Below are 23,155 nucleotides of genomic sequence, written 5' to 3'. Positions count from 1 at the left end.
TCTTGGCTCCCGCCCAATCCTCCTCGTCCGCTGCGCTCCCTGCGGTGTATCGGTCGTGTCGCTAAGCCGCAGGACAAGTTCGACCGAACAACATTCGGTCGAACTTTTGCGACGCAGCGCAAAGCGCTGTGGGAGCAGTACGGTTTTCTCAGCTGTTTTGCTCCATATCTCAGATAACTTTCAATAAAGCAATATATTTTTAGTTTCGTTTCAAGGGAGAAGTCGGCATTATGATTTTGAACATACCTAGAATGAAGCGTTAGGTGGCGAAGAGCGAAGATATGCTCCTGCATCGCTGCGCTGCTTCGTCGCAAAGACTTGCCCTCGCAAGGCTTCGGTCAATGTCTTTCCTGCAGGAAATAGAGCGAGTCCTGAGACCCCGCAAAAGCATAGCGACGAGGAGGCTCAGGGAGCTCCTTGCGGAAAGCGTCCGCCTAAAAGCGAAATGATTCAAGAAAACATGACTTTTTAATAGCCTTTTCTCTTAGAATTTCAATAACATTTTCTGTATACTGACATAGAGGTGAATCTGGAATGCATATCAGTGAAAAAGAAATAGAAATCCGCTATGCGGAAACGGATCAGATGGGTGTCGTGTATCATGCGAATTATATTATCTGGCTCGAAATCGGACGTACAAAGCTGATTGAAGATGTCGGGTTTACATACGCAGAAATGGAAAGTCAGGGCTATCTGTCTCCTGTGACGGATATCTCGATCCAGTATAAAGCGGCCATGCGATATGGCCAGAAAGCGCGTGTCCGGACATGGATCGAAGAGCACGGACGCCTGCGCACCACATATGGCTATGAAATCCTGCATGAAGACGGTACACTGGCAGCGAAAGCCACATCTGAACATGTTGTGGTGAAGAAAGACACGTTCCGGCCTGTTTCCTTACAGAAAATCTATCCGGAATGGCACGAAAAATATGAAGAGATCAAAAAGAGGGAAGACCATGGCGTTCGGAATTAAACGTGAGGAGCTCGATCAGTGGAAACAGGATGTAGCAGATGGGAACATCGCTTTTTTGACCCATTATTGGATTGATGAGCGCTTTCCCGGCTGCAGCACCGTCACAAAAGTCGGCTGCAGCGACCTGGATAAATTGAAAGCATGGGGGAGCCAATATGGCCTCCGCCCTGAATGGCTGGATCTGCGGGGGGATTATCCCCATTTCGACCTTTTTGGGGACCGGCAGAAAGCGATATTAAAAGCTGAAAATAAACTCGGGCAAGTGGAAAAACTGGAAAAGTAAAAGAAGCCGGAATAGAGGGGGATTCCTCTTTTCCGGCTTCTTTTTTCATTCATATGAATAATCCAGTTCGTCCAGTTCATCATTGACGCTTACCGAAAGATTCTTGCCATCGAAATACCACAGGTCATTTTGTTCGATAAAATAGGTGACCTGGTCTTTTTCGACTTCAATTGCGGCTTCATGCGGCTGATCTTTCGTCACTCCCAGTGAAAATCCAGGCTGTAGCCCGGATCCGCCGTAACGGACAAAAAATCGGACGGCTTCACCGGCTGTAACTTCCATTTCTTCATTGAACCATTCAAAAGCATCGTCACTGATCTTGATTTCCATCATGCTTCACGCCCTTCCAAGTATGTGGCTGCCAAGCAATATCACCACTTGATCTTTGGTTCTGTACCTGCTCGAATGCGTGCAATATTCGCACGGTGGCGGTAGAAGATAAATGCCGCCAGTACAAGGATTACTGCCATGAAAGGATAATCTCCTGTGTTAATACCATAGATGACAGCGTAGATAACAGCAACTGTTGCGAGTATCATGGAGGATAATGACACCATTTTCGTGAATTTCAATGCAATCAGGAGCACCGCAACTGCGACCAGAAACAATGGCCATTGATAGCCCAGCAGAATACCGCCTGAAGTGGCGACGGCTTTCCCGCCTTTGAATTTTGCGAATACCGGATACATATGGCCGACTACCGCGATAAGACCGAACACCAGCGGATGGATATTGGTATCGATAAACATCGGGATGAGCGTGGCAGCTGTCCCTTTCAGGATATCCAGGATGGTGACAACCAGACCGGCTGTCTTGCCCAGCACCCGGAAGGTATTGGTGGCTCCGAGATTGCCGCTCCCTTTTGTGCGTACATCCGTATTATAAAAAATTTTCCCGATCCATAATGCGGAAGGGATCGAACCGAGTAGATAGGCTAATAAGACAAGTAAGAATATCTCCATTATAAACTCCTTTGAATCTCTCTATTTAGTATCCTAAGTTTACCATGCCAAAACTTCTTTAAACAATACTTGCAGGAATTTTGTGAAACAGCGAGAATATCATGTATGATAGAATAAAAAGGATAGGTGATCGTATTGAATAATCCAAGCCGTGAAGAGATCAAAGAAGTTTTGGACAATGCAAAGACAATCGCTGTAGTCGGACTGAGTCCGAATCCGAACAGAACATCCTATATGGTTTCAGAAGCGATGCAAAAAGCAGGTTACCGCATCATACCGGTCAATCCGGCAGCAGATGAAGTATTGGGCGAAAAAAGCTACGCCTCACTGAAAGACATACCCGAACGCGTGGATATCGTCAATGTATTCAGGCGCAGTGAGTTCCTGGAAGCACTGGCTGAAGAATTCATTGAAATTGACAGTCCGGTGTTCTGGACCCAGTTGAATGTTGTCGATGAAAACGTTTTTAACCGTTTGTCCGGCCTTGGCTACACAGTCATCATGGACCGTTGCATCAAAGTTGAACACGCCATCCTTAAATAAGCTGGTCAGAGGAAAAGGGCGCCTGGCGCTCTTTTTCTATGATTATTGACAGATGACGAAGATACCGATACGATTAAAAGATAGATATATACGAACAGATGTTTGTTGGAGGGAATTAGATGGCAAAAACGAAAAATACGGCATACAACGAAGAAGCGATCCAAGTACTCGAAGGCTTAGATGCCGTAAGAAAGCGCCCGGGTATGTATATCGGTTCCACCGATACCCGCGGGCTTCACCATTTGGTCTATGAGATTGTTGATAATTCCGTCGATGAAGCACTTGCTGGATTCGGCGATAAAATTTCTGTAACCGTCCATGAAGACAATAGCATCAGCGTACGCGATTATGGACGCGGCATGCCTACCGGGATGCACCGCAGCGGCAAACCGACGCCTGAAGTTATCTTGACGGTCCTTCATGCCGGAGGGAAGTTCGGCCAGGGCGGTTATAAGACGAGTGGAGGGCTCCATGGTGTCGGGGCTTCAGTCGTCAATGCGTTGTCCGAGTTTCTGGAAGTCACGATTTACCGGGACGGCAAAATTTACCGCCAGCGCTTTGAAAATGGCGGAAAACCGGTCACAACACTGGAAGAGATCGGAACGACGAAGGAAAGTGGGACGAACCTGCATTTCCGCCCCGATCCGACAATTTTTTCAGCGACCAAATATAATTATGAAACGTTAAGTGAACGTCTCAGAGAATCAGCTTTTTTACTGAAAGGGCTGAAAATCGAGCTTGCCGATAAACGGAGTGAAGAAGAGCGTTCTGAAACGTTCTTCTATGAAACCGGGATTGAAGCATTTGTTGAATATTTGAACGAAGAAAAAGATACGCTGCATAAAGTGGCTTATATCGAAGGCAGACAGGATGAACTGGAAGTCGAATTTTCATTCCAGTTCAACGATGGCTATTCCGAAACGATCCTGTCATTTGTCAATAATGTCCGCACGCGGGACGGCGGTACGCATGAAACCGGAGCAAAAGCGGCAATGACCCGCGTATTCAATGATTATGCGCGGAAGATCAATCTTCTGAAGGATAAGGACAAGAATCTGGAAGGCTCCGATATCCGTGAAGGAATCGCGGCCATCGTCTCTGTCCGCATCCCGGAGGCCCTTTTGCAATTCGAAGGCCAGACAAAGAGTAAATTAGGGACGAGTGAAGCACGAAGCATCGTCGATTCGGTCGTTTCGCAAAAACTCATGTACTTCCTTGAAGAAAATGCGGATCTCAGCGCTTCATTGGTACGGAAAGCCATCCGCGCCTCACAGGCACGCCTTGCTGCACGAAAAGCGCGGGAAGATGCGCGGAACGGAAAAAAACGCAAGAAATCGGATATGCTGCTGTCGGGTAAGTTGACCCCTGCCCAATCACGCAATGCAGCAAAAAATGAACTCTATCTGGTCGAAGGTGATTCTGCCGGAGGTTCTGCCAAGCAGGGCCGCGACCGTACGTTCCAAGCCATTCTTCCGCTTCGCGGAAAAGTGGTCAATACAGAAAAAGCGAAGCTTGAAGACATCATGAAAAACGAAGAGATCTCCACTATCATCCATGCAATCGGCGGGGGGGTTTCTTCCGAATTCTCCATCGATGATATCGCTTATAACAAAGTCATCATCATGACCGATGCCGATACGGACGGAGCTCATATTCAGGTCTTATTACTGACTTTCTTCTACAGATATATGAAACCGTTGATCGAAGCCGGTAAAATCTTTATTGCGCTGCCGCCGCTCTACAAAGTTTCCAAAGGGATCGGCAAGAAAGAAGTCGTCGATTATGCATGGACGGAAGCGGATCTGGAAGCGTCGACGAAAAAAGTCGGCAAAGGATATATGCTCCAGCGCTATAAAGGTCTGGGTGAGATGAACGCTGACCAATTATGGGAAACGACGATGAATCCAGAGACACGGACGTTGATCCGTGTCACGATAGAAGACGGGGCACGTGCTGAACGCCGCATCACGACATTGATGGGCGATAAAGTTGAGCCGCGCAGAAAATGGATTGAGAATAATGTCGACTTCGGTATGGAAGAAGACAGCAATATTTTAGAGAATGACCTGATTCACGCTGAGGAGGAACTGGTATGACGCAAATCGAACGTTTTCAAGATCTGCCATTGGAAGAAGTCATCGGCGATCGGTTTGGGCGTTACAGTAAATACATCATCCAGGACCGTGCGCTGCCGGATGCACGCGACGGCCTGAAACCGGTACAGCGGCGGATTCTTTACGCCATGTATCACGAAGGCAACACGAACGACAAAGCTTTCCGCAAGTCGGCTAAAACTGTCGGTAATGTCATCGGGAATTATCACCCGCACGGCGACAGCTCGGTTTACGAAGCAATGGTCCGCCTCAGCCAGGACTGGAAAATCCGTCACATGCTGGTGGAAATGCACGGCAATAACGGATCGATGGACGGGGACTCTCCGGCAGCAATGCGTTATACGGAAGCCCGGCTTTCTGCAATTGCCGGAGAATTATTGCGCGATATCGACAAACGGACAGTCGAATTCATCCCGAACTTTGATGATTCGGATATGGAACCGACTGTTTTACCTGCGCGTTTCCCTAATTTATTGGTAAACGGTTCTACCGGTATTTCCGCTGGGTATGCAACGGATATTCCGCCTCATGCCCTGCATGAAGTGCTGGACGCAGTATTGATGCGCATGGATAACCCGAATGCGACTGTTGATGAACTGATGAAAGTCATCCAGGGACCGGATTTCCCGACAGGCGGCATCATCCAGGGGGTCGACGGCATCCGTAAAGCTTATGAGACCGGCAAAGGGAAAATCATTGTCCGTTCCAAAGCGGAGATCGAACCTTTAAAAGGCGGCAAGGAACAGATCGTGATCACGGAAATACCGTTCGAAGTCAATAAAGCATCGATGATCAAAAAAATCGATGATCAGCGTTTTGACCGTAAACTGGAAGGTATATCCGAAGTGCGTGACGAGTCGGACCGAAGCGGACTCCGCATCGTCATCGAACTGAAGAAAGATGTGCAGGCATCGGGCATCTTGAACTATCTGTACAAAAATACGGATCTGCAGGTGAGCTATAACTTCAATATGGTCGCCATCTATAAACGCCGTCCGACCATGATGACGCTGCAATCCATGCTGGACGCCTATATCGATCACCAAAAAGACATCGTGACCAAACGTTCGGAATTCGATCTCCATAAAGCGAAAGACCGGATGCATATTGTGGAAGGTTTGATGAAGGCTTTGTCGATTCTCGATAAAGTCATCAAAACGATCCGCGCATCGAAAGACAAGCGGGATGCCAAAAACAACCTGATCGAATCTTTTGCTTTTTCTGAAGCACAGGCTGAAGCGATCGTTTCTTTGCAGCTTTACAGGTTGACCAACACGGATATCACTGATTTGCAAAAAGAGGAAGCTTCGCTGAAAAAACTGATCGAGGAACTGACCGGTATTTTGACAAGCACCACGAAATTGAAAAATGTCATCAAAAAGGAATTGGCAGGAGTGCGGAAGCAATTTGCCGAACCACGCCGCTCCGTGATCGAAGAGAAGATCGAAGAAATCACGATTACCCGTGAAGTCATGATCCCGAGTGAGGAAGTGGTGGTGACTGTTACAAAAGAAGGATATGTAAAACGGACCAGCACGCGCTCGCATGCTGCTTCAAATGGCCGGGACTTTGCAATGAAGGAATCAGATCATCTGCTGTTTGAAGCCAATTTGAATACGCAGCATACCATCTTGATCTTCACGTCGAAAGGGAATTTCGTCTATCAGCCGATCAATGAACTCCCGGACATCAAGTGGAAAGATCTCGGTCAGCATTTATCGAGCATCGTCCAATTGGAATCCGATGAATCCATAATCGCTGTCTATCCATTCGAAAACTTTGACGCAGATGCAAGCATCCTCACCGTGTCGAAACTCGGTCAGGTGAAACGCTCTGCCTTGAAGGAATATCAAGTGCAGCGTTATTCCCGTACGATCAAGACGATGAATCTGAAAAAAGACGATTCAATGATCTTTGCGGGTCTGGTAACAAAAGAAAATGAATTGTTCATCGGCACAAACCATGCTTATGGTGTCCGTTTCCCGATTGAAGAAGTACCGCTGACGGGTCTTCGGACAGCCGGAGTAAAAGGCGTCAATCTGAAAGACAAAGACGTTGCCGTATCCGCCATCTTATTGGATCCGGAAGTGAAACAGGATTTGATCGTCGTCACTCAGCGCGGAGCAGCAAAGAAAATGCGGCTCACTGAGTTCGAAACGGGCAGCCGTGCAAAACGCGGTGTTGTCATGCTCCGTGAATTGAAATCGAATCCGCACCGTGTCATTTCTGTTCAAGGTGTGACAAACGGGGAAGAGATCATTCTGGAGACTGCTAAGAATGTCCGCCTGACTCTCCCGGCCGGCAATCTGAAACCGGTAGACCGCTATTCTAACGGCTCATTTGTGCTGGATGAAGCATCGGATGGAAAAGTGGAATCTGTCTACTTAGTCCATTCAAAAGAATAAACCCGAAGTGCCTCTTTTAAGGGGCACTTTTTTTTATGTGTAAAGCAAATGGACTGTAGAAGATAGTCATATAAGAGAATGCTTATGTTTTAATATTATTATTATGTAAACTATTATCAATTAAAAAAATTTAGCATGACGCCATAGAAAAAGGCAGCCGGTGAAGGCTGCCTTTTTGCTTTTCAATTCTGAATCAGCGCACTTCTTCGAAATGCAGCATCTCGGAATTTTCCTTTTCTACATTGGAATGGAGCGTCTGCAGATTTTCCGGCAGATGAATGATGTCCTCTGCCGTATCCGTCACTCGTTTCACCTGGCGATTGTTTTCCTTGTCATGTTCTGCGCGGTAGACAAGTCTGTCTGTTATCGCGCGTACAGATGCATTCAGATCGACCAGTGAATTCATGGTGCCTTTTCCGGCATCGACCAGCACGTTGATCTTTTCAGATTTTACAGCTATTTCCTCTGAAAGTTCCGTCGCCGTGTGCTGCAGGCTTGAAACTTCGAGATTCAGTTTGTCGAATCGTTCTTTCAGATTTCCGGCAGAACCTTTGATCTTTTTCATCGGCTCCTTCATGCCTTTGATGAAAAGAAAAACACCGACTCCTGCAATGATGAGCCCGAGTACCAGTATGCCGAGCGCAATAATCCACCAAATCGTTGAATCCATATAATTTCCTCCTCATTTTACATCCTCTGTTGTTTTTCTATACCCATAAAGAATGCGTGATTAACATGTGAAAGCGTATAAAAAAAGCTTCCGCTGATTTGCGGAAGCCTTCTTACTCTAGTTAAGAAACCATTTTCAATCCGACAGCGGAACCGAGCACCATGGCAATGAAGAGGATTCTTTTCCAATCCTTATCTTCATTATAGAACAGCATCCCTATAATGGCGCCTCCCGATGCACCGATTCCGGTCCAGACTGCATAAGCGGTGCCCATCGGCAATGTTTCCATCGCGATCGACAAAAAGATGAAACTGAAGGCAAAGCCGGCGAGCATCATGGCCATGGACAGCCATTTCCGGTCATGATGCCATTTATTGATCATTGCGACTCCGGCCATTTCAAATAATCCGGCAATAACAAGGGAAATCCAGGCCATCAGGCTTCAGCTCCTTTATCCGATTTGTCTTCTGTCACCAATTTCAATCCGATGACTCCTGCGAGGAGCACACCGATCAGGAAGATCTTCGACCATTGGAGCGGTTCACTGAAAATCATGATTTCCGCCAAGACTGTCCCGGCTGTTCCCATTCCGACGAAAACCGCATACACTGTGCCGACCGGAAGTTTCCGGCCCGCCATGATCATCAGATAGAAACTGACGATTATCGCAATAATTGTGCCCACCCAAGGCCAGAAGCTGTCTGCGTGCTTCAGGCCGATGACCCAAAAAACTTCGAAGAATGCGGCGATGTAAACTTTGATCCATTCTTTATTCATATTAAATCCTCCATTTCAAAATAAAAAAACCCGGAAAAAACTGTTGTACAGTTTCTCCCAGGCTTTTGTCCCTCCGTGTCACAGCAGGTGCTGTGCGTTTTCTCTCGGACCAGGCCAAGCCGGAGCTTGCGGAACCCTAGAAAACATTGGCTTGCTATTTCATTACTTTAAAGTATACACAGTTTTTAAAGCAGGGAAAAGGAAAAACCATCTGTTTATAAAGACGAGGATTCAATAGAAGCAAATCAATCGGTTGACCTTTAAATTTCAGCATGGTATACTTATCTCGAATTAAAGATATATGAATTAAAAACAATGAAGAGGTGAAAGGGATGGATTTACCGAATCGCAATCTGAAGGCGGTCGCTGTGATTATCCGGGCAGCTGATGCCGTACGGGAAGTTATCAAAAGCGATGCAGCCGCAAGCGGTCTGAACCCCACCGAATTTTCTGTTCTGGAGTTATTGTACCACCAGGGCAGACAGCCGATTCAATCGATTGGCAAAAAGGTGCTGATCGCCAGCAGCAGCATTACTTATGTGGTCGACAAATTAGAGGCCAAGGATTACGTCAGACGCACAGAATGCCCCACAGACCGCCGGGTGACTTACGCTGAGCTTACTCAAGAAGGACAGGCGTTGATGAAGCAGATCTGGCCAGAGCATGAGAAGAAAATCGATGCATTGTTCCTGGAACTGGCTGCGGATGAGACCGAAGTTTTAATCAGTGATCTGAAGAAAGTCGGCTACAAGGCCATGGAAGTCTAATTTTTTTTACGCAGTAATTATCTCTAATTCGAGATACTGTATTTTAAATTAAAGGAGCGGATAAAATGAACGAATTAAAAGGAATCCACCACGTGACAGCAATTACAAGCAGCGCAGAGAAAAACTATGAATTTTTCACTTATGTACTGGGCATGCGCCTGGTGAAGAAAACAGTCAACCAGGATGATATCCAGACTTACCATCTGTTTTTCGCAGATGATAAAGGGTCTGCAGGCACGGATATGACATTCTTCGATTTCCCTGGAATTCCTAAAGGGAAGCACGGGACGAATGAAATCTACAAGACGGCATTCCGTGTGCCGACAGATGCTGCCCTCGACTATTGGGTCAAGCGTTTCGATAAATACGAAGTGAAACATACGGGCGTCAAAGAACTATTCGGAAAGAAAACGTTGTCGTTCGCCGATTTCGACGATCAGCAATATATGCTGGTGTCGGATGAATCGAATGAAGGCATCGCATCCGGGACACCGTGGCAAAACGGTCCCGTACCGCTCGAATTCGCGATAACGGGGCTTGGACCGATCCACATCCGGATCGCCCAGTTTGATTATTTGAAAGAAGTGCTGGAAAAAGCGATGGGCATGCGTGAAATCGCAAAAGAAGGATCTCTGCACCTTTTCGAAATGGGAGAAGGGGGCAACGGAGCACAGGTCATCGTCGAATATAACACAATTCTGCCAGCCGGCCAGCAAGGCTTCGGCACCGTTCACCATACAGCGTTCCGCGTCCATGACACCGCTGCGCTGAATGAGTGGATCGACCACATGCAGACAGCCGGATTCAGCACTTCCGGATATGTCGACCGTTTCTTCTTCGAATCCTTATATGCACGTGTGGCTCCAGGTATCTTGTTCGAATGGGCGACGGATGGTCCAGGCTTCATGGGAGATGAGCCTTATGAAACGCTGGGAGAGAAATTGAGCCTTCCGCCGTTTCTAGAAGCACAGCGCGAGCGCATCGAAAACATGGTGCGGCCGATCGATACAGTCCGCAGTACCCGCACGATCGAAAAAGAATATCTGTAAGAAGGAGCTTTTAGGCAATGACAATTTTTTCAAAACTATTTAAAACCAAACAACAGGAGGAAACAAAAATGACTAAACTAAACATCGGTATTATCTTGGGATCAACTCGCGAGGGGCGCTTGAGCCCGCAAGTAGGTGAATGGGTAAAAGAATTGGCTGACAAGCGCGGCGACGCTAACTACACAATCATCGACATCGCTGATTATAAATTGCCATTGCTTGGTGAAAACGGGCAAGATGCATCAGGAGCGGCTGTATGGTCACAGGCAGTAGCAGAGCAGGACGGATTCGTATTCATCGTCCAGGAATATAACCATTCCATCACCGCTTCTCTTAAAAACGCACTCGATTACCTGCGTGTGGAATGGAACAACAAAGCTGCAGGAATCGTTTCCTACGGTTCGGTAGGCGGTGCGCGTGCGACAGAACATCTGCGTGGCATCCTTGGCGAATTGCTTGTGGCGGATGTACGTGTCCACCCGGCGTTGTCACTATTCACCGACTTTGAAAATGGTGCAGTATTGAAACCCGCTCCAGTGCAGGCAGATTCAGTCAATCAAATGCTGGATCAGGTCATCCCGTGGTCCACAGCGTTGAAGACAATTCGTTAAAATAATTTGATGCAATAAGAAGGTGCCTTTCCGGCATCTTCTTTTTTATTTCTTAATTTTGATTTATTGGTAATGTGGTTGCTGTAAATCGAGGCAGGCCGGTATACACTTCCATAGAAAAGATATTATGAAAAGTGTTCGAGAAAGTGGGAGCATGTTCGTGAACGTTCGTAAAGTCGTTTGAGACGTTTGCGAACGTTATTATTGATGATTTTGGGTGTTTTTGGGGTGTTCGTAAAGGTGTACTTTTACGAACGCTTTTATTTCCACTACTATTAAACTTCGTTCAGACTATACGAGTGTAAAAAGAAATCTCTGAACTTATGGAAGAAATCGGATATTCACCTTTTTCTACAGGTCTTCTTTAATCGCCTCTTTCATCTATTAAGAAGCTCATTCTTTTGAAATAAATATACTTCCCATAACAATCGGTTATTAGAAGAAAAAAAGAAGATGGCCGAGAGACATTTTCTCTTCCTTTATTTTTTTATACATCGACCATTTAGGTCCACTTTGTTGAAGAATTAAAATTAAAAAGAATCAATATACTTGACCTTGTACCGTGGTACAGGGTTTATTCTGTATATATCGAGGAAAATCCTGCACATAACGTTGCAACTCAAAAGAGACAGGAATGTAATCAAGCAAGTATAGATCCTGTACTCGACTAGAGGGGAATATGACAAGTGAGGTGAGAGGCATGCAAATGCGTATCGGAGAACTGGCTGACAAATGCGGTGTGAACAAGGAGACCATTCGATATTATGAACGTCTCGGCTTATTTCCAGAGCCTGATCGCACTGAAAAAGGCTACCGGATGTACGGTTTGGAAACGGTTGATCGATTGAATTTCATTAAACGGATGCAGGAACTAGGATTTACTCTACAGGAGATTGATAAATTGCTTGGAGTCGTCGATCGCGATGAAGCAAAGTGTCGGGATATGTATGATTTTACTGTGCTCAAGATAGAAGACATTCAACGGAAAATTGAAGATTTGCAGCGAATTGAACGGATGTTAAGTGATCTTAAAGAAAGGTGTCCCGAAAACAAGGATATCTACGAATGCCCCATTATTGAAACACTGATGAAGAAATAAGAGGTGAAACGGAATGAAAAACACATTGAAAAGTTCAGGCTGGTTTTTTGTCGCATTAATCACATGTCCCTGCCACTTGGTTTTACTCCTTCCCTTGTTTGCAGGAACTGCACTGGGGTCGTACTTCATGGAATTTAAAGATGTTATTTTCATCTTGATGAGTTTGCTATTCATTTTTGCTCTTTTCAAGGGCTGGCGAAAAATTGATCCAGAATCAAAACAGAAAACAAAGAAAGAAAGCGCGCCGATACATGATTGCTGCAGCTTGAAGAGGATAAAATCATGAAGGAAAAAGTGCCGCAGTTAGCTGCTGTATTCTCGGCTTTTGCTATGGCTGCCTGTTGCCTAGGTCCGCTGATTTTTCTTCCCCTTGGACTGACAGGTCTTGCAGGAGCATTAGCCTTCTATTCATTAAAATACCGGTTGTTGTTTAGCGTCTTAACGCTTTTTCTCCTTGCTTACTCCTTTTATAAGGTGTATGGAAGAAAAGGGAAAAGGAAAAGTTCGGTCATTGGTTTATGGATTACGTCGTTTCTTGTTTTCGGCATGTTTCTGTTTTTATTCATAGTCGAGGGCGGAATATAAAAGAGGAGGAATTTATATGAAAAAACAGCTAATTGGGATTATGATGGTGGTATCTCTTTTGTTGGTGATCAGTGCTTGCAGTAACGGGCAAGAAGTTCAACAACCGCCAACGGAAGAATCGGGGAGTAAAGTGGAAATGGGTGTTGCGGCCGCACAGAAAGGTGGAAACGCGGAAGTGGCAACCGAAGGGACAGGTGTATTCATGGTTACGGCTTTTATGGATTGCTGCCCGCCATCTGTCGTGGAAGATGCCATTGCCGAAGTAGAAGGTGCCGGTAAAACGGATATTCAAGTTGACGGAAGCACGGCGGAAGTGACAGTCACTTTTGATGAGACGAAAACCAGTTTGAATGCCATTAAGACGGCGGTTGCAGACATAGGGCTACCCGTCGAATAAAAGGAGGAATTTTCACATGAAAAAAGTTCACGTAAACGTTCAGGGAATGACCTGCACAAGTTGTGAAGAACATGTTGCGGCTGCTCTTGCGAATGCAGGAGCAAAAGGAATTGAAGTCGATTACCGCCGCAAACAAGCGACGTTTGAAATCGCTGAAGGGAAACTGGAGAAGGCGAAACAGGCAATCGACGAGTCGGGGTATCAAGCGGGGGAAGCGACGGTGGAAGCCGAAGAAAACGAGTTTGTTTCAAACAATTCGTCCCTTGATTATGACTTGCTGATTATCGGTTCGGGTGGAGCTGCCTTTTCAGCTGCCATCAAAGCCGTTGAAAAAGGGGCAAAAGTGGCGGTCGTCGAACGGGACATTGTTGGCGGCACGTGCGTCAACATTGGCTGCGTTCCTTCCAAAACGATGCTTCGTGCGGGGGAAATCAATCACTTGGCCAGCAACAACCCATTTGTCGGTTTGAAGACAAACGCCGGACCGGTTGATCTAGCTGCGTTGACCGGGCAAAAAGACGAGCTTGTCGACGGGATGAGACAGCAAAAATACATCGGTCTGATTGAGGAATACGGATTTGAGCTAATCCGCGGAGAAGCCGCTTTTAGGGACGAAAAAACAGTCGAAGTGAATGGGCAGGCCTATACCGCAGCGAAATTTTTGATTTCGACAGGGGCAGCCCCGTCCATTCCGGATATTCCGGGACTTAGCGAAGTAGACTATTTAACAAGTACCACCGCTTTGGAGGTAACAGAAGTGCCGAAAAAATTGGCCGTTATCGGTTCAGGTTACATTGCGATGGAACTGGGCCAGCTGTTTCATAACTTAGGGTCCGATGTGACGATGATGCAGCGGAGTGAACGGCTGCTGAAAGAATACGATCCGGAAATCTCGGAAGCCGCCGATGAAGCTTTAACCAAGCATGGCCTAAAATTCGTCAAGGGAGTCACCTACAAGAAGGTCGAACAGAGCGGTGATATGAAAAAAATTCATATTGAAGTGAACGGTCAGGAACAGGTAATTGAAGCGGATCAAGTGCTGGTTGCCACTGGAAGACGGCCGAATACGGATTCCCTCCATTTAGAGAAGGCCGGGGTTGAGATTGGCCCGCGAGGGGAAGTAGCGGTCAATGATTATCTGCAGACCAGCAACGCCGACATCTATGCAGCGGGAGATGTGACCTTAGGCCCGCAGTTTGTCTATGTGGCTGCTTATGAAGGTGGGATTGTAGTTGAGAACGCACTGGGTTCGGCAAATAAGAAAGTAGATTTGCGGTTTGTTCCGGGCGTGACGTTTACTACCCCAGCCATTGCAACAGTCGGGCTGACGGAACAACAAGCCCGGAATAAAGGGTACGAAGTGATAACTTCCGTGCTGCCGCTTGAAAACGTGCCAAGAGCTCTAGTGAACCGTGAAACAAGCGGTGTCTTTAAACTGGTGGTCGATCAGCAAACAAGAAAAATTCTCGGGGCACATGTCGTGGCTGAAAATGCGGGAGAGGTAATTTACGGAGCCACACTGGCCGTACAGTTCGGCTTGACCGCAGAAGATCTGAAAAATACGATGGCCCCATACCTGACAATGGCTGAAGGATTGAAACTGGCAGCCATCACGTTGGACAAGGATGTCAGCAAACTGTCTTGCTGTGCCGGCTAACGAATCGGCCAGGATAATATCGCCAGCAAAGAGATAAGGGATAGGTCTCTTAATGAAAAATGAGACAGAAAGAAATCAGCTGAGAAAATAACTGAAATTCAATCGAAAGAAGATTGGAATAACAGGGGCTTAAGGACAAATCGCATTTGATTTGTCCCTTTTGTTTTGAGAGGCTTATTATTTTAGCCAGTTGGGCAGAAAAAATGACACATGTAAAGCCATCTCCGTTCTGAAAGGTTTTCAGGTGAAAGGAAAACAAACTGAACCATGAACAAGGTACATGGTTTTTGACAGGACGGGCGGTGGAATAGTAGGACTAGCACTATAGAAGGGAAAAAGGAAAAGCGATTTCTTTTTTTACATGGAGAGGATGAGAGAAATGGAAGAAGAATTCGATTTGATTGTCATTGGAACCGGTTCAGGTGGGTCCGCTGCAGCTTCTAAGTGCAATAACGCGGGATGGAAAGTCGCAATAATTGATTCACGGCCTTTCGGCGGCACCTGTGCACTGAGGGGATGCGATCCGAAAAAAGTGCTGGTGGGAGCTGCTGAAATGATTGACGGCATCGACAGAATGAAAGGAAACGGCATCACCTCCGGTTCCAGCATCAATTGGCCGGAATTGATGGCTTTTAAACGCACCTTTACTGAACCCGTGCCGGATAACCGAGTGGAGAACTTTCAAAAAGCAGGGATTCACACTTTTCATGGGCGAGCTTCCTTTTTGAATGAAGAGAAAATTCAAGTAGGCGAAGATGTCTTAACCGGAAAGCATATTCTGATTGCGAATGGAGCCAAACCGGCCCCATTGCCTATTGAAGGGACGGAACATCTCACGTATAGCGACGAATTCCTGGAATTGGATGAGCTTCCAGCGAAAATGGTGTTTATCGGCGGCGGATACATCTCATTTGAGTTTGCCCATATCGCTGCCCGGGCAGGGTCAGAAGTGCATATCATCCACCGGGGAGATCGCCCACTTGAGCAATTTGATTCTGAACTGGTCGGGTTGCTGATGGAGAAATCGAAAGAGATTGGTATTCATCTGCATCTCAATACGGAGGTAAATTCGATTGAAAAGAAGGGTTGCTCTTACATCGTAAACGGGTCGAATAACGGCCAGCCGGTTCACTGGGAAGGCGACCTGGTTCTACATGGCGCAGGACGAATGCCTGACCTAGAAGATATGCAGCTGGAAAAAGGCAATGTGGAACGCGAAAAAAGAGGCGTTTCCGTCAATGAATACCTTCAAAGCAGCAGCAACCCAAGAGTATACGCAGCCGGGGATGCAGCAGCAACAGCGGGCCTTCCGTTAACCCCGATTGCATCGATGGAGTCGCATGTGGTGGCATCGAATCTGCTCAAAGGAAATCACCGGTCGCCTAATTACAAAGTGATGCCGACAGTAGTTTTCACACTGCCAAAACTGGCTTCTGTAGGATTATCCGAAGAACAGGCGAGGGAAAAAGGTCATCAAATCAAAGTGAATAAAATTGATACATCAGACTGGTACACTTACAAGCGCACTAACGAAAAATATGCGATGGTGAAAGTCATTGTTGATGAACAAACCGACAAAATACTGGGTGCCCATTTGATCAGCCAGGAAGCAGATGAATTAATCAATCATTTTGCGACAGCTATACAATTTGATTTGGCGACAAAGGACCTTAAGCAGATGATTTATGCCTATCCAACGGCGGCTTCCGATCTAGGGTATATGCTATAAGATAATGAATTAGGCAAAAGAATAAAATAAAGACAAACTTTAAATGGGTCAGTATGAATTATTAAGGAATCCATTTTACTATAATCTCAAGCAGCGCCTAATTTACGTTATGTTACGTGAAAATTCTTTAATATGAAGAGAGAAGAGGTAGTTCGAAGCATATCTTCTCCCATTTTTGTTTGTATAAGTGTACTTTTACGAACGCTTTTCTAATAACCTTTTTAAGTTTTACTCCTCATGACTACAAAGTGAATTTAATGAAAATAGATATATAGAAAATGCATGTACGTAAGGTGAAAGAAAGTAGCTGAATATCGAGAAATTTATGGCTTAAAAGCTCTGTATGCCCTTAATGTGCCAACCACGGTTGAAAATTTCCCCGTCTCTTCAATTGCAGCGAACCCGGTTTCTTTCAAGAGATTCGGAATAATGCCTTTGACATGAGGGGAAGTGGTTTCAAATCCGTCTAGGAATTGGACGGGGAAGAAGGCAACACGCATCAAGCCATTTTGCGGTTTATCGAAATCCAGAAGATGAAACTGACCGCCTGATTTGAGTGTCCGATGAACTTCTTCAAATGTTTCCTTCTTCTTCTCTAGCGTCAAATGATGAATAAATAAACTGGTGAAGACATGATGAAATAGATGATTGGCAAAAGGAAGCCGATCGGAAAATCCTTCCTCAAATCGGATGTGATGAATTTGATTTTCCTTTACCTTCTTTTTGGCAACGGCTAATATTTCGGGATCAGCGTCGACTCCAACCACATGCACTCCGGGTTGTGAACGTTGAAGAAAAAGAGCAAGCGTCCCTGTGCCACAAGCCAGATCCATTACCACTTCCCCGGGTTGAAGGGCTGCTTGATGGACCAGGTGCATTTTCAACTTCTTTTCCTGCATCCCCCATTGAATTAACGGATCATAGAACCGGGTCATCCAATGATATTTGAGTACCGGTATATAGGCTCCTTTTTTGTCTGCCTTCATGAAGATCGCATCCTTTCAATATAAGTAGATTTTTCGTCATAAGGAACTGTTGTGTGGGAACAGCGAGCAAATTGATCATCTAGTCTGTTAATCGTCGCCCCAGTAGGCCACAAATACACCAATGTAAAAAATCCGGCCTACGTTATGAATGTGCAGGCCGGTCTTGATGTGTGTTCGCTATAAATTATTTTTTATTCAACATATGAATCGGGTGGCCCATGACACCTTCCGCAGCTTCCATCAATGGTTCGGGCAACGTAGGGTGGGCATGAATCGTCAGGCTGAGGTCTTCGGCAGTCGCTCCGGTCTCAATCGCAAAGACCGCTTCGGCAATGAGGGATGACACTTCCGGTCCGACCATCTGGACGCCCAGCACTCTTTTCGTCTCTTTTTCGGCCACAATCTGTACAAAACCATCGGCATCGGAAATGGATAAGGCACGGCCGTTCGCCTGGAACGGAAAACGACTGGAAACCGTTTCATAGCCCAGTTCTTTTGCCGCTTTTTCGGTCAATCCAGTATACGCCACTTCCGGATCGCTGAAGATAACAAACGGCATCGCTTGGAAATCAATCACACTTTTTTGTCCGCTTGCCACCTCTGCAGCAATCTTGCCTTCATAACTCGCTTTGTGGGCAAGAAGGTCACCGCCTGCACAATCGCCGATTGCGTACACATGGTCAATCGTGGTTTGGCATTGGTTATTTATCTTGATAAACCCACGTTGATCAAGTTCCACATCAATATTTTCTAAGCCGATTTTTCCGGTGTTCGGTTTTCTCCCGATGGAAACCAGGCAGTAATCACCGGTAATGGTTTCTTCTTTGCCATTTACCTGGAACCGGACATCGACTTCTTCACCCGTATTTTCACCGCCTTGGACCATAGCCTTGGTGATGACGGTGATTCCCAAATCTTTTAAGTGGCGTTTTACTACATTTGTCAGCGCAGCGTCCGTTCCCGGAAGAATGGTATCCGTTCCTTCCAGGATGGTCACTTTGGCCCCGAATTTCGCATAGGCTGTTCCGAGTTCCAATCCAATATACCCGCCGCCAACCACCACGAGATGTTTCGGTACTTCTTGGAGTGTCAGAGCTTCTGTTGACGAGAGAATCCGTTCTTGATCGAACGGCAGGCTTTTCAGTTCGGTCGGCAGGGAACCGATTGCCAGAATCAGATCTTTGTAGGTATAGAGCTGTTCTCCGTCTGCAGTTTTGACTTTTACCTGCTGTGATTCAGTCAGGTAAGCCTCACCGCTAATGACTTCCACACCATTGCCTTTCAGCAAGGTCTGGACCCCACTCGTCAATTTGTTCACGATGCCATCCTTCCATTTCACGACTTCCGGCATGTCTACGACCACTTCACCCGAAACCTTAATGCCCATAGAGCCGGCATGCTGGATATGTTTTACACGTTCAGAAGCACTGATCAGCGCTTTTGAAGGGATACACCCGCGGTTCAAGCAAACTCCGCCTAATTCGGCCTTATCCACCAACACCACTTTTTTCCCGAGCTGTGCAGCACGAATGGCCGCCACATAGCCGCCCGACCCGGCTCCGATCACCAATAAATCAATATCCTTTTTTGCTTCTTCAGTCATTTCTGTTTCCTCCTTAGCATTTGGTCATTGAATAAAATGAGGATTCTGCTTATTTTATATCGCAAATGAGGAACTGCACTAACAATGTGCTGCTTCGTGACAGGTAAGCCCCTTTTAAAACTCCATACCCTTTATCTCAAGAATTAAATAAGATCGTGCTGCAGACTGGATGAGCGATAGTATGTATTTCAGAAAAGAGCTTTCCATTTGGCTGGAAAGCTCTTTTCGTTACTCTTTTACGCGCATTAGCCGTAAGCTGTTGAGCGCGACCAGAAGGGTAGCACCCATATCCGACATAATGGCGATCCATAGCGTCAACCAACCCGGGATGACAAGCAGCAATGCGATCGCTTTGATGCCAATCGCAAATGCGATGTTCGCTTTGATGATGTTCAATGATTTCCGGCTTAACTTCACCGTGAACGGCAGCTTGCTCAAATCATCGCCCATCAAGACCACATCAGCGGTCTCCATAGCGGTATCAGTTCCAGCACCGCCCATGGCAATTCCGACAGTAGAAGCCGCGAGTGCCGGAGCATCGTTCACGCCGTCTCCAATCATCGCGACATTGCCGTATTCGGCTCTTAAGCGTTTGATGAAATTCAGTTTATCCTCCGGCATCAGTTCGGCCTGGATTTCGGTTACGCCGATCTGCTGACCGATGGCGTTCCCGGTCCCTTTGTTGTCGCCCGTCAGCATGATTGTCTTCTTGATGCCCATTTGATGGAGCTTCTGAATGACTGCCTTGCTGGATTCACGGACTTCATCTGCCACGGCAATGACCGCCAGGATAGTTTGTTCCGTTCCGATGATCATCGCCGTCTTGCCCTGATTTTGAAGAGCTGTGACATTTTGTTCCAAGTTCGCATCGGCACTTGCGGCGCCCAGCTCGTTGAAGAGAATCGGGCTGCCGATATAGTACGTGGTTCCTTCGACGGTTCCTTTAATCCCTTTACCGGTAATGGATGAGAAGTCCTCGACTAAGACCGAAGAATAAGAAATATTTTCTGCATCCGCTTTTTTCATGATGGCCGAAGCCAGGGGATGCTGTGAGCGATACTCCAGCGCTGTGACGATGGAAAGCAGTTCTTTTTCATTTACCTGCTTGTTCGAAACTTCAAAATCCGTGACAACGGGAACCCCTTTGGTCAGAGTGCCGGTCTTGTCAAACGCAATCGCTTTGATGGCACCCATTTCTTCCAGGTACACACCGCCTTTTACCAAAACGCCTTTTTTCGCTGCGTTGCCAATCGCGGATACAATCGAAATCGGAGTCGAAATAACCAACGCACACGGACAGCCTACGACCAGCACAGCCAGCCCTTGGTAGACCCAGGTTTCCCAGCTGGCGTCAAACAGGAGGGGAGGGACAATGGCAACTAACGCAGCCACGGCCATGATGATCGGTGTATAATATTTGGCGAATTTATCGACAAACGCCTGTGAAGGGGCGCGTTCGCCTTGCGCTTCTTCTACCAAATGGATGATCTTTGCAATGGTCGTGTCTTCGACCAGTTTGGTGACTTTGACTTCGAGCAAACCTTCTTCGTTCAGCGTGCCAGCGAAGACTTCATCATTCACCGTTTTGCCGACGGGCACAGATTCACCGGTGATTGCTGCCTGATTGACCGCCGAATAGCCGTTGACCACCATACCGTCCATCGCAATCTTTTGTCCGGGTTTGACGATCATGGTATCCCCGACAGCAATGTCGTCCACTGAAATCAACTGTTCTTGTCCATTGCGCCGGACGAGTGCCTCTTTCGGGGCAATGTCCATCAACGAACGGATGGATTGTCGGGCCCGGTCCATGGAATAGCGTTCCAATGCTTCACTGATGGCAAAGAGAATGACCACGATGGAAGCTTCCGCCCATTCGCCGATGAAGGCTGCCCCAATGACGGCGACCGTCATGAGGGTCTTCATGTCGAAATCCAAGCGTATCAAATTCTGAAAACCGACTTTAAAGAGCGAGTACCCGCCAATGACAATGGCCGCCACGAACAGGAGGGACGTCATCAGGTTATCTTCCCCGTTTACGAACTGGGAAATGTACCCGAAGACAATCAACAGGGTGGAATAGAGCAAGACGCTGTGCTTTTGGTAGAACGGCACTTTCTTCTCTTTTATAGCTGTCGTTTTAACAGTTTCCGTTTTCGGACCAGCTTGCCGACTTGTGATTTCAGGAGCGACCTTCAAGTTTTCAAAAGCGCCGGCTTTTTCTAATTCTTCAACGCTTGCCATCCCATACACAGAAATCTTCGAAGCCCCGAAATTCACTTTTGCATCTTGGACACCAGGAATTTGCTTGACATTGTTCTCAAACTTCCCGGCACAGTTCGCACACGTAAAGCCTTCCACCCGGAAGACATTCTTTTCTTCAATGGCGACTTTTGCTTCCGGAGTTGTTTGGCGTTTCGATTTTTCCGGTGCCACTTTCAAATTCTCGAAAGCGCCAGCTTTTTCCAGTTCCTCGACCGTCGCTTCACCGTAAACGGAAATTTTCGAAGCGCCAAAGTTTACTTTTGCATCCTCAACACCGGAAAGATTTTTGACGTTCTTCTCGAATTTCCCGGCACAGTTGGCGCAGGAAAATCCTTCCACACGGTAGACGGTTTTTTCTTCTTCTATCTTTGCTTTTTCAACCAACGCTGACACCCTCCTTCTGGTGGGTGAAGGCCACTTGTACGAGGTGTTTCACATGCGCATCGTCCAATGAATAGTAAACCAATTTCCCTTCTTTGCGGTAGTTTGCCAAACCCATATTTTTTAACAGTCGCAGGTGGTAGGAGGCGGTCGCCACAGAAGAGCCGATGATATTGGCGACGTCACAGACACAGAGTTTGTCTTCCAGCGATAAGGCATAAGCAATTTTAATTCTTGTATCATCAGATAATGCCTTGAAAATTTTCGCCACTTCCAACGGATTTTGTTCCGAAAGTTGTTGCTGGACTCGCTCTACTTTTTCCTCATCCACACATAAAATTTCGCACGTATCTTTACTCATTTTATTTTCCCCTTTTCATCAATTTAATTTTTTGCAGCAAGCTTTTCTTCTATATGAATAGAAAAAGAGAAAAATCACTTCAGCTCACCAGACTCCAAAGGAAACGGAATGTCCCGTTCTCCACCATGATCAAGATGCCGAGTCCGATAAAGACAACCGGCACAATCCAGCGTTCCCATTTTTCAATCGTTTCAGAGACCGATTTAACGGATGCCAAACGGTAACTGAGGTAACACAAAATAGCGATCATAATGGCAAAGACGACAAGCATCACAACGGTTTCACTTGGATTTAAGGTTGAAAAGTAGGGTATGTAGACACCGATGTTATCCCCGCCAGCCGCCAGTGTAATGACCGTTATGGTGACAAACAAGCGATTGGACTTGCCGGAAGACAAGCGGGACAGGAGATCCTCTTCGTCGTTCTCTTCTTCCTCTCGCTTCCAAACCTTGACTCCCAAATAAATCGGTATGAGACCGAGCAGGCCGACCCAGTGAGTCGGTACGAGCGTCAAGCCATACGCAGCCAATAGACTGACACCCACTAATATGGCTGTTCCCAAATATTGACCGATGACTATGGATTTTAACTGACCTTTTTTCATCGTCTGCGAAAACAGGATCAACAAAATGATGACATAATCAATGCTGGTCGCAACGTAAGCTGCAACAGCGGAAAAAATTGTCGTAATCAGCTCCACCAACTCCTTTGTGGATACTAGAGCCAACTAATATCCTTCTAATAGTTATACGTTCAAACGAACGTTTGATTAATGCAAGTGTACAAATATTTCGCTAGATTGTCAATTATACATTCAAATGATTGTTTTAATATTTGAACAGGCTTGTTAGAATGAACAGGGAGTGACAAGCGGCAAGGCGAATCGGAAAATTGGTATAGCTAATCCGGACTTGTCCTGTTAAGCATTCTATTTCT

At 46.4% G+C, this 23,155-nt stretch carries 24 protein-coding genes and 1 riboswitch; of the genes, 14 read left to right on the top strand and 10 right to left on the bottom strand.

The features are described from left to right. The first annotated feature begins 534 nt into the window (after positions 1-534). Together IQ294_RS05155 and IQ294_RS05150 are read left to right on the top strand one after the other, a co-directional pair. Entirely contained in the window at positions 535-975 is a 441-nt protein-coding gene (locus tag IQ294_RS05155) for an acyl-CoA thioesterase (RefSeq protein WP_203332949.1), read from the top strand. After that, complete coding sequence (locus IQ294_RS05150) at positions 959-1,258, top strand: hypothetical protein (RefSeq protein WP_203332948.1); 300 nt, start codon at positions 959-961, stop codon at positions 1,256-1,258. The genes IQ294_RS05155 and IQ294_RS05150 overlap by 17 nt, the downstream gene beginning before the upstream one ends. A gap of 45 nt (positions 1,259-1,303) precedes the next feature. Here the strand turns inward: IQ294_RS05150 and IQ294_RS05145 are convergent, their stop codons facing one another. Next, the gene (locus IQ294_RS05145; RefSeq protein ID WP_203333315.1) at positions 1,304-1,588 is read right to left on the bottom strand and encodes a HesB/YadR/YfhF family protein; all 285 of its coding nucleotides are present in this window, start codon (positions 1,586-1,588) and stop codon (positions 1,304-1,306) included. A 41-nt stretch (positions 1,589-1,629) separates the two neighbouring features. Beyond that, the gene (gene plsY / locus IQ294_RS05140; protein WP_203332947.1) at positions 1,630-2,220 is read right to left on the bottom strand and encodes a glycerol-3-phosphate 1-O-acyltransferase PlsY; all 591 of its coding nucleotides are present in this window, start codon (positions 2,218-2,220) and stop codon (positions 1,630-1,632) included. Between the two features lie 135 nt (positions 2,221-2,355). On the opposite strand from plsY, the gene IQ294_RS05135 reads away from it, so the two are divergent. From IQ294_RS05135 to parC, 3 genes are all read left to right on the top strand, one after another. Further along, the gene (locus IQ294_RS05135; protein WP_238942664.1) at positions 2,356-2,763 is read left to right on the top strand and encodes a CoA-binding protein; all 408 of its coding nucleotides are present in this window, start codon (positions 2,356-2,358) and stop codon (positions 2,761-2,763) included. Between the two features lie 119 nt (positions 2,764-2,882). After that, positions 2,883-4,859: a DNA topoisomerase IV subunit B gene (gene parE / locus IQ294_RS05130; RefSeq protein ID WP_203332946.1), complete on the top strand. Its 1,977-nt coding sequence runs from the start codon at positions 2,883-2,885 to the stop codon at positions 4,857-4,859. Further along, positions 4,856-7,282 carry a DNA topoisomerase IV subunit A gene (gene parC, locus IQ294_RS05125; protein ID WP_203332945.1) on the top strand — a complete coding sequence of 809 codons (2,427 nt, stop codon included), beginning with the start codon at positions 4,856-4,858 and terminating at the stop codon, positions 7,280-7,282. The genes parE and parC overlap by 4 nt, the downstream gene beginning before the upstream one ends. A gap of 193 nt (positions 7,283-7,475) precedes the next feature. On the opposite strand, the gene IQ294_RS05120 is transcribed toward parC, so the two are convergent. From IQ294_RS05120 to IQ294_RS05110, 3 genes are all read right to left on the bottom strand, one after another. Then, positions 7,476-7,952: a DUF948 domain-containing protein gene (locus IQ294_RS05120; RefSeq protein ID WP_203332944.1), complete on the bottom strand. Its 477-nt coding sequence runs from the start codon at positions 7,950-7,952 to the stop codon at positions 7,476-7,478. Between the two features lie 121 nt (positions 7,953-8,073). Then, positions 8,074-8,388, bottom strand: a complete 315-nt coding sequence (locus tag IQ294_RS05115; RefSeq protein WP_284699717.1) for a DMT family transporter — start codon at positions 8,386-8,388, stop codon at positions 8,074-8,076. Continuing rightward, on the bottom strand, positions 8,388-8,729 hold the full coding sequence (locus IQ294_RS05110) for a DMT family transporter (RefSeq protein ID WP_203332943.1): 342 nt from the start codon (positions 8,727-8,729) through the stop codon (positions 8,388-8,390). The genes IQ294_RS05115 and IQ294_RS05110 overlap by 1 nt, the downstream gene beginning before the upstream one ends. 52 nt (positions 8,730-8,781) lie before the next feature. Next, positions 8,782-8,880, bottom strand: a riboswitch (guanidine-I (ykkC/yxkD leader). A gap of 181 nt (positions 8,881-9,061) precedes the next feature. On the opposite strand from IQ294_RS05110, the gene IQ294_RS05105 reads away from it, so the two are divergent. The 9 genes from IQ294_RS05105 (at position 9,062) to IQ294_RS05065 (ending at position 16,623) form a co-directional block, all read left to right on the top strand. After that, the gene (locus IQ294_RS05105; RefSeq protein WP_203332942.1) at positions 9,062-9,496 is read left to right on the top strand and encodes a MarR family winged helix-turn-helix transcriptional regulator; all 435 of its coding nucleotides are present in this window, start codon (positions 9,062-9,064) and stop codon (positions 9,494-9,496) included. A 65-nt stretch (positions 9,497-9,561) separates the two neighbouring features. Beyond that, positions 9,562-10,545, top strand: coding sequence for a ring-cleaving dioxygenase (locus IQ294_RS05100; RefSeq protein WP_203332941.1), 984 nt, complete (start codon positions 9,562-9,564; stop codon positions 10,543-10,545). 17 nt (positions 10,546-10,562) lie between these two features. Then, positions 10,563-11,156: an NADPH-dependent FMN reductase gene (locus tag IQ294_RS05095; protein WP_203332940.1), complete on the top strand. Its 594-nt coding sequence runs from the start codon at positions 10,563-10,565 to the stop codon at positions 11,154-11,156. Between the two features lie 700 nt (positions 11,157-11,856). Beyond that, positions 11,857-12,255 carry a mercury resistance transcriptional regulator MerR1 gene (merR1, locus tag IQ294_RS05090; RefSeq protein WP_034781979.1) on the top strand — a complete coding sequence of 133 codons (399 nt, stop codon included), beginning with the start codon at positions 11,857-11,859 and terminating at the stop codon, positions 12,253-12,255. A gap of 13 nt (positions 12,256-12,268) precedes the next feature. After that, positions 12,269-12,541, top strand: coding sequence for a hypothetical protein (locus IQ294_RS05085; RefSeq protein ID WP_034781977.1), 273 nt, complete (start codon positions 12,269-12,271; stop codon positions 12,539-12,541). Then, the gene (gene merT, locus IQ294_RS05080) at positions 12,538-12,840 is read left to right on the top strand and encodes a mercuric transport protein MerT (protein ID WP_034781975.1); all 303 of its coding nucleotides are present in this window, start codon (positions 12,538-12,540) and stop codon (positions 12,838-12,840) included. Before IQ294_RS05085 ends, merT begins: the two co-directional genes overlap by 4 nt. A 16-nt stretch (positions 12,841-12,856) precedes the next feature. Then, positions 12,857-13,237 carry a mercury resistance system substrate-binding protein MerP gene (gene merP, locus IQ294_RS05075; protein WP_203332939.1) on the top strand — a complete coding sequence of 127 codons (381 nt, stop codon included), beginning with the start codon at positions 12,857-12,859 and terminating at the stop codon, positions 13,235-13,237. A 16-nt stretch (positions 13,238-13,253) separates the two neighbouring features. Continuing rightward, positions 13,254-14,894, top strand: a complete 1,641-nt coding sequence (gene merA / locus IQ294_RS05070) for a mercury(II) reductase (protein WP_034781970.1) — start codon at positions 13,254-13,256, stop codon at positions 14,892-14,894. Between the two features lie 379 nt (positions 14,895-15,273). Further along, a complete protein-coding gene (locus IQ294_RS05065; protein WP_203332938.1) occupies positions 15,274-16,623 on the top strand; it encodes a dihydrolipoyl dehydrogenase family protein in 1,350 nt (449 codons plus the stop codon). A gap of 323 nt (positions 16,624-16,946) precedes the next feature. Here IQ294_RS05065 and IQ294_RS05060 read toward each other — a convergent pair whose 3' ends face one another. The 5 genes from IQ294_RS05060 to IQ294_RS05040 all read right to left on the bottom strand — a co-directional run bounded on the left by IQ294_RS05060 (position 16,947) and on the right by IQ294_RS05040 (position 22,913). Then, positions 16,947-17,609: a class I SAM-dependent methyltransferase gene (locus IQ294_RS05060; RefSeq protein WP_203332937.1), complete on the bottom strand. Its 663-nt coding sequence runs from the start codon at positions 17,607-17,609 to the stop codon at positions 16,947-16,949. 184 nt (positions 17,610-17,793) lie between these two features. Further along, positions 17,794-19,212, bottom strand: a complete 1,419-nt coding sequence (gene lpdA / locus IQ294_RS05055) for a dihydrolipoyl dehydrogenase (protein ID WP_203332936.1) — start codon at positions 19,210-19,212, stop codon at positions 17,794-17,796. Positions 19,213-19,440: 228 nt separating this feature from the next. Then, complete coding sequence (locus tag IQ294_RS05050; protein ID WP_238942663.1) at positions 19,441-21,861, bottom strand: heavy metal translocating P-type ATPase; 2,421 nt, start codon at positions 21,859-21,861, stop codon at positions 19,441-19,443. Beyond that, the gene (locus tag IQ294_RS05045) at positions 21,854-22,219 is read right to left on the bottom strand and encodes an ArsR/SmtB family transcription factor (protein ID WP_203332935.1); all 366 of its coding nucleotides are present in this window, start codon (positions 22,217-22,219) and stop codon (positions 21,854-21,856) included. The genes IQ294_RS05050 and IQ294_RS05045 overlap by 8 nt, the downstream gene beginning before the upstream one ends. Positions 22,220-22,298: 79 nt before the next feature. After that, on the bottom strand, positions 22,299-22,913 hold the full coding sequence (locus IQ294_RS05040) for a CadD family cadmium resistance transporter (protein WP_203333311.1): 615 nt from the start codon (positions 22,911-22,913) through the stop codon (positions 22,299-22,301). Between the last annotated feature and the right edge of the window lie 242 nt (positions 22,914-23,155).

The sequence above is a fragment of the Planococcus beigongshangi genome (assembly GCF_016820495.1).
Taxonomy (GTDB): Bacteria; Bacillota; Bacilli; order Bacillales_A; family Planococcaceae; genus Planococcus; species Planococcus beigongshangi.
The sequence above is the reverse complement of the archived record's forward strand: the minus strand, read 5'-3'. Positions and strand labels throughout refer to the sequence as shown.